The sequence below is a fragment of the Pseudoalteromonas sp. APAL1 genome (assembly GCF_021532475.1).
GTDB classification, from domain to species: Bacteria; Pseudomonadota; Gammaproteobacteria; order Enterobacterales; family Alteromonadaceae; genus Pseudoalteromonas; species Pseudoalteromonas lipolytica_C.
In genome coordinates, this window is the sequence record NZ_JAKGAW010000008.1 from 111,532 (window position 1) to 123,983 (window position 12,452).

Sequence of the window (12,452 nt, forward strand, 5' to 3'; positions counted from 1 at the left end):
TATCTATTTAAGAACCATAATGATAGTATTGTTTATGTTAGTATTTTAATTATAAATCAGTGACTTATTATTTAGTTCCTATTTTAAATGCAAGTGTTTTTGACTCTATAAACTTGTGATTCACTATAAAACATAAATTACAAAAAATAAGATAAAATATTCTTAACGCCGATTTTGTCATATCTGTCACCGAATTTTTATTATCACTTTTTGACCACCTCCCCCTATTCTGAGTTTGAGTTTAACAAGCTGTTAACTACCAAAAATCAGTTTAAAAACCGACAACAATAAATCGTTTTTGCAGAGGCTAAAGCCTCATAAACAAAAACCGAACACACAACTGGAGATAGGCATGGGCAAGCAAACTGTAATAAAAACAAAAGGGCAAGGAAGGCATTTCAAGCGTAATGCAATTTTGATTTCGTTATTGGCTGCAGTTAATACAAGTTACGCGGCAGAGCAAGTAAATGACGATGTAGAAGTGATTGAAGTACGTGGTATTCGTTCTTCAACCGCAGAAAACTTAGCAATAAAACGACTTTCAGCTGCAACTGTCGATGCAATTACAGCAGAGGATATTGGTAAATTTCCTGATAAAAATGTCGCTGATTCATTGCAACGTGTATCGGGCGTTTTGATTGACCGCGATGGTGGCGAAGGTAGCCGTGTCAGTATTCGCGGTACGTCACCTGATTGGACACTTACCCAATTAAACGGTAACTATATCGCTTCATCAGGTTCTGGTACTCCTACCCGTAGTTTTAATTACACGCTATTGCCTTCAAGCATGATCAAAAGTGTAGAAGTATACAAAAGTGCTGAAGCTCGCATTGATGAAGGCGGTATTGGTGGTACAGTTATTTTACACACCCGTAAACCACTTGAAATGGAAGCAAACTCAGGGGCGTTGAGCGCTGAGGTAACTTACGATGATGTGTCTGAAGACACTAAGCCGCAAGTTAATGTGCTGTATTCATGGAAAAATGACGACGAAAACTTTGGTGTGCTTGCCGGATTTACTCGTCAAGATCGCACCGTAACAACCATCACTAACAACGCCTCACACTGGCGTTTTCACTCAGATACGGTTGAAGGGGCAGAGCGCCCAGCGCTTGTAGACCAAGCAACTGGCGAAGTGTACAACAATGTGTGGGCACCACGGGCTATGTACGTTACAAACTCAAACCAAGACCGCACACGTGATGGTTATCAAGTGGCCATTCAGTGGGCGCCAAGTGACAGACTTGACTTAAACTTTAACTATTTTGGTGCCAAGCTAGGGTATGACCAATCAGGGCAAAGCATTACTTTTGCTGAGTGGAACGATAACCACAACCCGTATTACGGTATTGTGTTAGATGGTGATACGGTGGTTGCCTATGGTAATGCTGATAACGGTTTACTGAATGACAATAACTGGGGTGATGCCGATGTAAATGGCGGTGTGCCCGTTCGTCGTGGTTTGTTATCGCCGCAGTTGACAGGGCGTGAACGTTTTGGCGAGTCAAAATCAAATACTTATGATTTTGAAGGCACTTATTATGGCGATACTTACAGCGTGACATTAAAGCTTGGTCATACCGAAGCTGAAGGCGGTACTTCAAAAGAAACCTACGCCAATATAGATGCGCGTTTAGGTTCAGTAAATAGTTGGCACTGGTCAACCAAAGGCGGAAAACCAAGCTACGAAGTGTCGACTGATTTAGCTACCGATAAACAAGCGTACCAATATTATGATTGGTTTGATTCTTATTCATCTGAAAATGAAGACTCAGAAGATTACATTCAAACTGATGTAAAATTTGACCTTGATGGCAGCTTTTTCACCCGTGTCTATGTGGGGGCTAAATACCGCGACCACGAAATTAAAGGTATTCGTAACGACTTTCGTTGGGATGACGGCATAGCGGATAACGGTGGTTACCGTGGTTATTTACCAGGAACTGAGTGGTTCCATAATCCAGATTTTCACCCGGATGCACCAACATTGGTGAGCGACCATGTGGTTGATAACAGTGCGGGTGATACCGGTGCATTTAACTTCTTAGCGTTTGATTTTGGAGCGCTTGATAACTACTTAAAAGAGAACTTTAGCCAGACAGTTGTACCTTCACTGTCGGGTACCTATGCCCTTGAAGAGAAAATTTGGTCTGTTTACACACAAGCTGATTTCGAATGGCAAGATTTCCGCGGTAATGTTGGTGTGCGCTATGTAAACACAGAGCTTAGTACTTTGACTTACGACGAAGTCATTGGCCATGATGATAATGATACAGACCCGAATGAACGCAGTAGTGATGGCAGTGAAGTATTACCAAGCTTCAACTTAGCATGGGATGCAACCGAAGACCTTGTCGTTCGCTTTGCTGCAGCGCGCACAATGGCAAGAGTGAGTTATTCAGACTTAAGCCAAGCGGAATCATACGGACCACCAGTTAACATTAACTCGCCGGATTCATGGACTGGTCGTGGTACAGGTACTTCTGTAAACACCGGGCTTGAGCCAATGCTATCTGATCAATTCGATTTAGGTATTGAATGGTATTACGATGATGGCTCTGCGCTAGGGGCAACTTTATTCTCTAAGGATATTTCTAATTTACCGATTTCATCAGTGGAAATAGTTGAGCGTGAGCACAATTGTTGTAATGGCCCAATTGAAGTTGAAATGAACACCAAAGTGGGTGGCGGTGATGCAAAATCAGAAGGCTTAGAGCTGTTCTTCCAGCACTCATTTGATAATGGTTTTGGTATTTTAACCAACTATACCTACACAGATACCAGCACCAGCGAAGTATCGACTGACGGGCAAAAAACAAAGGCTGAAATTCCAGGCACGGCTAAGCACCAATATAATGTGTCGGTGTATTTTGAGAATGACGACTTTAGTGTTCGTGCGTCATATAACTGGAAAGACGACCGGGCCAACGGTATTCACCAAGGCTACAACTTATATACCAAAGACTATGGTCAGCTTGATGTGAATGCCTCTTATAACCTAACTGAGGATCTTTCGTTTACCGCGTCAGTTGTAAACCTAACAGAAGAGTTAGAAGAAGGTTATTGGAAACAAAGTAATCGCTTTACCTATAACCAATATTCAGGCCGCCGTTTTTACTTAGGCGCAAATTATAGCTTCTAATCTTAGATATGTTGTTTGTTGCAACCTAAAAAGGTACTTTTATAAAAGTACCTTTTTTTTAAAGACAATAATGATTGAATTTGTAGCGACTACCGAGCAAGACAAAGCCTATTTACTCGACTTAAGGTTAAATACCATGGTTGAGCACTTAGAGAATCAGGAATTATTTTTATCACTTGAGCAGCATCAAGCAAGAGTGGCAGAGCACTTTGAGCACAGTCATTTAGTGTTAAATAACGGCCAATGTGTAGGCGCTGCCAAGTTCATAGTTAGTGACCAAGCAATTAGTTTATTACAGCTACAAATTGTACCTAAAGAGCAGGGCAAAGGGCTAGGCACTCAGGTGTTAGATGCACTAAAAGCGCAAACATCAGAAATTAATTTAACGGTGCTAAAAGCGAACCCAGCGTATGGGCTATATCAACGGGCAGGGTTTAAAACTCTAGGCGAAGATGACTACGAGTTTCATATGCAGTGGCAAAAATAAATACAGCAGAAATAAAAAAAGGGCGCTGTTAAGAATAACTAAGCGCCCAATTTTGACTATTTCTTTTCTTCGTCAGGTAAAGTGACGTTTAGCTCAAGTACCGCTAAGTCATCTTCGTTTTGGTCAAACTGCACCTGAACTGCATCACTGTTTACATTCACATATTTACGAATAACATCAAGGATGTCTTGTTTTAGCTGTGGTAAATAATCTGGTGTACCACGCTGTGAACGTTCGTGCGCGACGATGATCTGCAATCGCTCTTTTGCAAGTGACGCACTGCTTTTCTTTTCTGAGCGGAAGTAGTCAAGTAAAGACACATTAACCTCCAAAAATCCGTTTAAATAAGCCTTTCTTCTCTACGTCTAAGAAACGAAAATCAACAGTTTCGCCTAATAAACGATTGATAGCATCAGTGTACGCTTGGCCTGCATCCGATTCAGAATCTAAGATAACCGGTTGACCAGAGTTTGATGCACTAAGTACAGCTTGTGATTCTGGAATAACGCCCAGTAGTTTAATCGCTAAGATTTCTTGTACGTCCTCTACCGAAAGCATTTCGCCTTTTTCAACACGCTCAGGATTATAGCGAGTTAATAGTAAGTGTTCTTTTACGCTTTCAAGGCCTTCTTCAGCACGTTTTGATTTGCTGTGTAAAATACCTAGGATACGGTCAGAGTCACGTACTGATGATACTTCTGGATTAGTTGTAACAATCGCTTCGTCAGCGAAGTACATTGCCATCATTGCACCGGCTTCGATACCTGCTGGTGAATCACACACAATGTAATCAAAATCTTTTTTCAGCTCGTTTAGTACACGCTCAACACCATCACGGGTAAGGGCATCTTTATCGCGGGTTTGTGAAGCAGGTAAAATATGTAACTTATCAACGCGTTTATCTTTGATAAGCGCTTGGTTAAGGTTTGCTTCACCATTGATTACGTTTACGAAATCATAAACAACGCGGCGCTCACACCCCATGATAAGGTCAAGATTACGCAGACCAATATCAAAATCGATAATAACGGTTTTAAAGCCCTTAAGCGCTAAACCTGTGCCAATCGCAGCACTCGATGTGGTTTTACCAACACCACCTTTACCAGAAGTAACGACAATCACTTTTGCCATGAGATTTATCCTTTAACCAAAGCTGAAATTTCTAATGAATCATTTTTTTGTTGGATTTGTACTGCGCTACCCCAGTGTTCACCCTGAAGAGAGTCGCTGATCCAATAACTACCATTAATTGAAACAAGTTCTGCTTCTAATTTTTGGCAAAATATATGTGCTTCGTTGTAACCTTTTGCCCCTGCAATTGCACGGCCGCGAAGGGTGCCATAAATGTGCACGTTACCGTCGCTTATGACTTCGGCGCCATGACTTACAGAACCAATCACGATTAGGTCGCGGTCTTTTGCGTATACTTGCTGACCAGAGCGTACAGTGCCGCTTATAACCTGCGCAGGCAAATGAACGGTTTTTTCAACGATAGATGTATTTGTTTGTTGTTTAGCGGTTGCACCCTTAACGTCTTGTGAATAATTTAACACCGACAGGCCTGCAGCTTTCGCGCTTTCGTTTTGCTCTTGAGAGCCATTGCAAACGCCAACAGGGTTTAGCGAAAGACCGCTTAACATTGATTTTAAGAATGAGAAATCAAGAGTTTCGTCTTGTATGTCACTTAAGTTAATTACGATGGGGGCACCAGCAAAAAACTTAGGTGCTTGGGCGATTTTCTCATCTAACTGCTTACTTAAGAGGGATGTATCTGCTGAAAATAAATGTAAAACAGATAACGTAAAAAGGTTCCCTTTTAGCTCAAAAATTTGTTCCGACATACACGCTCAATTGATTTGTTTTGATTAGTATAGTTTGTATATAAACACAGGCTGAACAAGGCATACACAGTAAAAACTAATCTATTTTTTCTAACTTATTATTTGACTCATGTTATAGTGTGCGACTTCGTTAAGCAAGATATTATAGGGCCATAATGCTAACTGCGGTGTATAAAAGTATGAAAAAAGCGGATACTTACCTTTTTATTGAAAAAAGAGACGATTTTGGTCGTGTTCCTGAACCTTTACTAGAAACGTTTGGTCAACCTAAATACGTAATGATGATCAATCTTGCTAGTCGTGAAAAGTTAGGTTTTGCAGATATCGAAACGGTTAAGCAAGCGTTAATTGATAAAGGTTTCTACTTACAATTACCACCGCCAGAAGAAAACCTGTTAACCCAATTCAAAAAAAACAAGGGAGTTGAGAGTGATTAAAAAACTTGCCGTTATTTTACTTAGTGCCTCTTTGAGCACATCAGTACTGGCAGAAGAAAAAACCCAAGCTGATTTTGACGTTTACGTTGCTGCATTAAAAAAAGAAGCAATTGAAAAGGGCTATGATCAAGCCTTAATCGAGCAAGCATTCGCAACGGCTAAATTTAAAAAGAAAGTAATCTCAGCAGATAAAAATCAGCCAGAAGTAAAAGAAACCCTCGAAACTTATTTACCTAAACGTGTGCCGCAATGGAAAATTGACCGCGCGCGTAAGTTATACAAAGAAAACCAAGACGTTCTTGAAAAAGTAGCCAAAGAATACGGCGTTCAAGCACGTTTTATTGTGGCACTTTGGGGCCTTGAAAGTAACTTCGGTAAAATCCAAGGTGGTCACAGTGTGATTGCATCATTAGTAACACTTGCTTTTGATGGCCGCCGCGAAACTATGTACAAAAACCAACTTTGGGCAGCGCTTGATATCTTAAAAGAGGGTCACATTACCCTTGATAAGTTCAAAGGCTCGTGGGCTGGTGCAATGGGGCAAACGCAGTTTATGCCAACCTCATTTAACGCTTACGCTGTTGATTACAATGGTGATGGCCGCAAAGACATTTGGACCACCGAAGAAGACGCATTCGCTTCAATCGCCAATTACTTAAAGCAAGCAGGGTGGAACGATGATTTAACCTGGGGTCGCCAAGTTAAATTACCTGAAGGCTTCGATAATTCAAATATTCTTAAACGCGGCACTAAAACCCGCAGCCAATGGTTAGAGTATTGGAAAGATTCAGAGCGCAGCCTTGCTGATTGGCAAGCTCTTGGGGTTCGTAAAATGGATGGTAGCGACTTACCAAACGTTGATATTACCGCCGCAATGGTAATGCCTGATGACGTAAACGGTCGTATGTATCTAGCCTACGATAACTACAAAGCACTTATGCACTGGAATCGCTCGTATTACTTTGCTACTAGTGTAGGTTACTTATCTGACCGTATCGGTTACCCAGCGATTAAGTAATTGAGTAATAAAAGTTAGCAAGTACCAAGGGTAAAGCTACAAGTTTTACCCGAGCAACTTGCTAACTTACTCGGCGTTAAAACGCCTCCTACGTCGAGAAATTGTATTGGTGTAGGTCGTCATTTATGGCGACACAATCTTGAACATTTTTTGTAGGAGCGGCTTCAGCCGTGAATTTAGATGTTCGGCGTTGAAACGCCTCCTACAAACTCGCAAACTTTCCCCTCGATACAATTTTTAAACGTTTACTTTGAGTGCTTTTTGCAGTGCCTCTACGTTTTTACAGCCAAGGTATATGTTTTTCCCGTCGGTTAAAGTTATTTTAACGGCTTTTCCAACTGAGGCATTATATAACCAGCCATCACTTAGCATACGTATACCAATTCCTTGATACCATTTTGTTTGGTATGTAGAAGTATCGTCAATCTGAGATAATTCAACACTTTTGCTAATAATCCCAAACCCAAAATACCAACGTAGCTTTTGCTTATCGATGACTATTGTTAGTGAAAAGAATAACAAAGTAATAAGCAGGTTTATCGATAATATAATTATTTTGAGGCCAGCCAGTTCAGGCGATAAAATTATAAAGGCACTAATCACTAATAAAATAATAATTAACGAGTAATTTATTTCTGTCTGTTTATACATAGATTAATATCCTTTAAGTCAGAACGTAAATAAATACTTAATTATTAGTATAGCAAAGGCAAGAGCAGATATGATTACCCGTTCAAACGCGCTAAAGCACGACCTGCAAAACATCGCAGGAACGGCTTTAGCCGTGAGTCTTTGGATGTTTGGCTTTAAAGGCCTCTGTTGAGGGATTATATTGATGTAGGTCGTCATTTATGGCGACACAATCTTGAATGCTTTCTCAAATGACGCGCTAAAGCACGACCTACAAAACACCGTAGGAACGGCTTCAGCCGTGAATCTTTGATGTTTGGCTTTAAACGACTCCAACACCGAAGGGGATATTGGCGTAGGTCGTCATTTATGGCGACAAAACGTTAAATATTTTTCAAATGACGCGCTAAAGCACGACCTACAAAACATCCTAGGAACGGCTTCAGCCGTGAATCTTTGGATGTTTGGCTTTAAAGGCTTCTGTTGAGGGATTATATTGATGTAGGTCGTCATTTATGGCGACAAAACGTTAAATATTTTTCAAATGATGCGCTAAAGCACGACCTACAAAACACCGTAGGAACGGCTTCAGCCGTGAATCTTTAGATGTTTGGCTTTAAAGGCCTCTGTTGAGGGATTATATTGATGTAGGTCGTCATTTATGGCGACAAAACGTTAAATATTTTTCAAACAACGCGCTAAAGAACGACCTACAAGAGAGCGCGCGAAACAAGTTTCACGCCTACAAGGTCTAACTTGGTAACTTACTCACTCTTCGCCGGCTTTTTCAAAATCTTATCTTTAAAATCAAGTACCTTGCCAATGCCAGAACCTAGTTTCATTAGGCTTTGAAGCTGCTCAGGGCTTAAGCGTTGTAGCTCTGCTGACCACTTGGTTACGGTTTCGAGCAGGTCGTGAATTTCTTGCATTTGCTGCTGAGCAAAGCGCTCATCATCAGTGTGGGCTTCTTCTAAAATGTTATCGCGAAGCAGGCTAAGGGTTGGGTCTATCTCGCGTTTTTTACGCTCTTCGAATACGCGGTTGGCCATATCCCAAATGCTGCCAGCAGGGCCGTAGTATTCTTTACGGTCACCGGGAATATGATGCACTTTAATTAAGCGCCAAGACTGTAGCTCTTTAATACCCATACTTACGTTTCCGCGCGAGATACTTAAGGTATCGGCAATTTCATTGGCGGTCATTGGCTCTTTAGTAATGGTTAATAATCCACACATTTGACCAATGGTGCGGTTAAAGCCCCAACGGCTACCCATTTCACCGCAGTGCATAACAAAAGCTAAGTTTTTTTCAGATAGGCTCATAATTTTTAGTATTCAAAAATTTCAGAAATTAAATGCTAGCACGCTCGGGGTATAACTAAAAGAAATAGCCACTATGCAATCTGCTACTACTAAAGTGTAGATACGCCCAATTTTAAATTTAAGTTGTTGAATTTAAATAATAGTTTAATTAAATGCCGCAGTGATTAGCTATTTGATGTGGATCAATAATAGTGACAGTTAATAAGTTTATCGTATAGGCTGAAATCTAATAATACCATGGAGGAACGTTATGAAAGCTGCAGTAAATAAAGAGTACAAGGGTAAATTAACTATTGAAGATATCCCATGCCCAGAGGTGGGAATTAACGATGTGCTAGTTAAAATTGCCGCATGTGGAGTGTGCCACACAGATTTACATGCTTGTCATGGAGATTGGCCAGTCAAACCAAAAATGCCATTAGTGCCGGGCCATGAAGGGGTGGGTACTATCGAAAAAGTAGGCGCAAACATTAAACACTTATCTGTAGGCGACCGTGTCGGTGTTCCTTGGTTATACAGCGCCTGTGGTCATTGTGAGTTTTGTTTAGAAGGCAAAGAAACCTTATGCCTTGAGCAGCACAACACAGGATATTCAGTCGATGGTGGTTACGCTGAGTATTGTGTAGCCCATGGTGATTACGTGGTGAAAATTCCTGAAGGATTAGGGTTTGCAGAAGCCGCACCACTATTTTGTGCTGGGGTTACTACCTATAAAGCGCTTAAAGTGACCGATGCAAAAGCGGGTGATTGGGTGGCAATTGTCGGTGTTGGTGGCCTAGGCCATTTAGCAGTGCAGTACGCAAAAGCAATGGGTTTTAATGTGATTGCCGTTGATACCGGCGAGAGCAAGTTGGCATTAGCCAAAGAGCTTGGCGCAGACATCACCATAGATTTTATGAAGCAAGTGCCTTCAGAAACCATTTTTGAGCAAGTGGGCGGGGCACATGGTGTTGTGTGTACAGCTGTATCAAAACCCGGTTTTGAGCAAGCTTATAAAAGCGTGCGCCGTGGCGGTAAATGCGTACTTGTAGGTTTACCACCCGAAGATATGCCATTGCCAATTTTCGATACCGTGTTAAATGGTGTGTCTGTTGTAGGCTCAATCGTTGGTACGCGTAAAGACTTACAAGAATGCCTCGACTTTGCTGCTAAAGGTAAAGTTAAAGCCATTATTGAAGAAAAACGCCTCGAAGATATCAACGATATTTTTGACGACATGTTAAAAGGCGATATCACAGGTCGAATCGTGATGACGCTTTAAGCTGAGTCAGTTAACGCTGTCAGGTTTGGTTGAGTGACTCAATTGAATCTGACAGTTTTTATTATGACAATCGTGTGGCTTGGTTAATTCTGGATATTTCCTAAATGAGTTAAAGCTAGTGCGTAAAGGAGTGCTTTGAGCTAGAAGCGGTTTTTCAGGTTGCATAGTTAAAATATGAGATAACTTTCTCTTTTACCATATTTATATAACCAATATAAAGCATAATATTTTTAGTTGGCAATAACTTACACTCTTTGCTATTAATATAAGCTTATAAAATAAGGACCTTCTTCCGCTAAAATAAGGAAAATGTCTTCTGATAAATGTTTTTTCAATTGGAGTGTATATGGATATTGCAATTAGAGTTAAAACACCAGGTAATAAGTTATCAATGAAAACAATGCTTGGTGGCGTAGTAGGAGATCTGCAAAAAGACCTAGAATTAGGAACGTTTGATATGCTCATAAGTGAATTTCCAAGTGCCAGTCATACCCAATTAAAAAAATTAGTTTCTAAAAAAGCAGAATTGTATTTATCTGATATAAAAAAAGGCTCATGGGAAATTGCCCTTGTTGGTGCATTAGGCGGCATAATCGGAAAAGCAATATACGATCTAACTATAGATTATGTAAAAACTTCACCTCAATGGGAGGAATTTAAGAAAAGAACACAAGCTCCATCTAAAGTTGCTGCAGATAATATCTATGAAAGAATAGAGAAAAGGAATGAGTTAGGACCTTTTATGATAAAAAACGCAGTTTAAGGATCACCCAATCAAATGACGGAACTGCAAAACTAAATGTTGATATTGAATTAGAGCGTAAAAACGATGATGAGATCAGTATTGAGACCGAAAGCCAAATTAATGAATTAATCAAGCAACTAGAGTCTGGTGAATATAAGAAAATTAGTAAGTCATATAAAAAAGACAAATAAAAGGTGCTTAAGTACCTACCTCGCTTATTTTTACTTACTTATAGTTTCCTATTAGTGAAGCGTAAAATATCATTTTGTTATTTGGAGGAATATTGAGTTTGAATATCAAGAGAAGTACATTTGCGAATGTATTGTTAACAAATTTTGGATTAGAATTTGCCAGTAATGTAATGAAAACGACAGGCATGCCGTTTAGCTTGTCTTCAGCAAGTAATATCTTTGAAAATTTGTTTTTTAAAGTGTGTAATCAGAAAAAAACAGTGGTTGAACGCAGTCTTTTAGGTACAACATTAAAAAAAATAAGCATTGGAGAGGGGAGAAGACTCGAGCCTAGAGAGTGTTATTTTAAATATTACTGCAACAATATATGGAAAATTCCATTTATAAGTAGTATGCCGAAAAAAATTGAACTCAATAAATATAATCTCGAGTATGAAAAAAAATCGCATGTATTCATTAAGATTCTTGAAATTATTAATAAAAACACTAAAAAAGATTTAATTATTTCAAGTTTATCAAAATTATCGCTGTTTGATGTAAAAGGCGATCCAATAGAAAATGCTAAAAAGCAATTTAAAAAATATACAACGATGAATTTTTATGATGATATTTCTATATTAAAGAAGATTGATGAAAGTGAATTTCCTTTATGGTTTCAGAGAAAGCACACGGCAAGGTTATGTGAACATATTCGAAAAGGTAGAAGCTTTAATGATTCATATGAAATGACTTGTAAGGAATTTTTTGAATTTACTCCAAGTGACATTACTTTGTTTTCAGTCTCCTACTCTGAAAGAAAAAATGCAAATAAGGAATTATTAGAAATATTTGAAAAGACACTAGAGCTTTTAAAAAGTAAGGAAAAATTAGCAAGGAAAGATTTTGAGTACGTTTATCTAGCAGTATTATCCGACAACATAATAAAAATTGGCGGTTCTAATAGTATAAAAAACTTGGAAAAAAGGCTTAAGACGCATCACAGTGAATACCCCAGTCTTAAAAACGATTGTTGTCATAAAGTTGATAGCTACCGGAGTGTAGAAAAAGTTTTAAAGGCCATGTTTTCGTCAAAATTTCCTATCTACGAGTATCGATATTCAGATCCAAAGAAAAAAAGTGAGTTGGGGCGTGGTGAATACTTTTCAATTGGCAAGTCAAAACAGAAATTAGCAAAACATGTTTTTGAAGAAACGATAGCCTTGGTATTAAAGGATATCTAACAATAGGCTGAGCCTTAAAAGTCTGCTGTTTGCACAGACTGTGTGAAAACTCTGATCACCTTTTGGTCTAAGTATGTTCTGCTTATGATCTATTAATCTATACATTTAGTTCACTTAATATACTGATATTTATATAATTAGACTATTGATTCAGTTGA

The 12,452-nt window shown here is 39.3% G+C and carries 12 protein-coding genes; 7 read left to right on the top strand and 5 right to left on the bottom strand.

Going from position 1 to position 12,452, the window contains the following annotated elements:
* Nucleotides 1-352: 352 nt before the first annotated feature.
* Together L1264_RS06020 and L1264_RS06025 are read left to right on the top strand one after the other, a co-directional pair.
* Nucleotides 353-3,142, top strand: coding sequence for a TonB-dependent receptor (locus tag L1264_RS06020; RefSeq protein ID WP_235403795.1), 2,790 nt, complete (start codon nt 353-355; stop codon nt 3,140-3,142).
* Nucleotides 3,143-3,212: 70 nt separating this feature from the next.
* Nucleotides 3,213-3,629 (top strand): GNAT family N-acetyltransferase, encoded by a 417-nt coding sequence (locus L1264_RS06025; RefSeq protein WP_235403796.1) that lies wholly within the window; start codon nt 3,213-3,215, stop codon nt 3,627-3,629.
* Nucleotides 3,630-3,685: 56 nt separating this feature from the next.
* On the opposite strand, the gene minE is transcribed toward L1264_RS06025, so the two are convergent.
* The 3 genes from minE to minC are packed head-to-tail and all read right to left on the bottom strand — an operon-like array spanning nt 3,686 to nt 5,470.
* The gene (minE, locus tag L1264_RS06030) at nt 3,686-3,949 is read right to left on the bottom strand and encodes a cell division topological specificity factor MinE (RefSeq protein ID WP_135926433.1); all 264 of its coding nucleotides are present in this window, start codon (nt 3,947-3,949) and stop codon (nt 3,686-3,688) included.
* A gap of 1 nt (nt 3,950) precedes the next feature.
* Nucleotides 3,951-4,760, bottom strand: coding sequence for a septum site-determining protein MinD (minD, locus tag L1264_RS06035; protein ID WP_135926434.1), 810 nt, complete (start codon nt 4,758-4,760; stop codon nt 3,951-3,953).
* A gap of 5 nt (nt 4,761-4,765) precedes the next feature.
* Entirely contained in the window at nt 4,766-5,470 is a 705-nt protein-coding gene (gene minC, locus L1264_RS06040; RefSeq protein WP_135926435.1) for a septum site-determining protein MinC, read from the bottom strand.
* Between the two features lie 155 nt (nt 5,471-5,625).
* Between minC and L1264_RS06045 the strand changes: the two genes are divergently transcribed.
* Entirely contained in the window at nt 5,626-5,907 is a 282-nt protein-coding gene (locus tag L1264_RS06045; RefSeq protein ID WP_235403797.1) for a YcgL domain-containing protein, read from the top strand.
* Nucleotides 5,900-6,925: a lytic murein transglycosylase gene (locus L1264_RS06050; RefSeq protein WP_135926437.1), complete on the top strand. Its 1,026-nt coding sequence runs from the start codon at nt 5,900-5,902 to the stop codon at nt 6,923-6,925. Before L1264_RS06045 ends, L1264_RS06050 begins: the two co-directional genes overlap by 8 nt.
* Before the next feature lie 237 nt (nt 6,926-7,162).
* Here L1264_RS06050 and L1264_RS06055 read toward each other — a convergent pair whose 3' ends face one another.
* Both L1264_RS06055 and L1264_RS06060 read right to left on the bottom strand, forming a co-directional pair.
* On the bottom strand, nt 7,163-7,576 hold the full coding sequence (locus L1264_RS06055; protein WP_135926438.1) for a hypothetical protein: 414 nt from the start codon (nt 7,574-7,576) through the stop codon (nt 7,163-7,165).
* 743 nt (nt 7,577-8,319) lie between these two features.
* Nucleotides 8,320-8,877, bottom strand: a complete 558-nt coding sequence (locus tag L1264_RS06060; RefSeq protein WP_135926439.1) for a GbsR/MarR family transcriptional regulator — start codon at nt 8,875-8,877, stop codon at nt 8,320-8,322.
* 250 nt (nt 8,878-9,127) lie between these two features.
* Between L1264_RS06060 and adhP the strand changes: the two genes are divergently transcribed.
* The 3 genes from adhP (at nt 9,128) to L1264_RS06075 (ending at nt 12,294) form a co-directional block, all read left to right on the top strand.
* Nucleotides 9,128-10,138, top strand: coding sequence for an alcohol dehydrogenase AdhP (adhP, locus tag L1264_RS06065; RefSeq protein ID WP_054563854.1), 1,011 nt, complete (start codon nt 9,128-9,130; stop codon nt 10,136-10,138).
* A 346-nt stretch (nt 10,139-10,484) separates the two neighbouring features.
* A complete protein-coding gene (locus tag L1264_RS06070; RefSeq protein ID WP_235403798.1) occupies nt 10,485-10,901 on the top strand; it encodes a hypothetical protein in 417 nt (138 codons plus the stop codon).
* A 271-nt stretch (nt 10,902-11,172) separates the two neighbouring features.
* Nucleotides 11,173-12,294 carry a GIY-YIG nuclease family protein gene (locus L1264_RS06075; protein WP_235403800.1) on the top strand — a complete coding sequence of 374 codons (1,122 nt, stop codon included), beginning with the start codon at nt 11,173-11,175 and terminating at the stop codon, nt 12,292-12,294.
* The last annotated feature ends 158 nt before the right edge of the window (nt 12,295-12,452 follow it).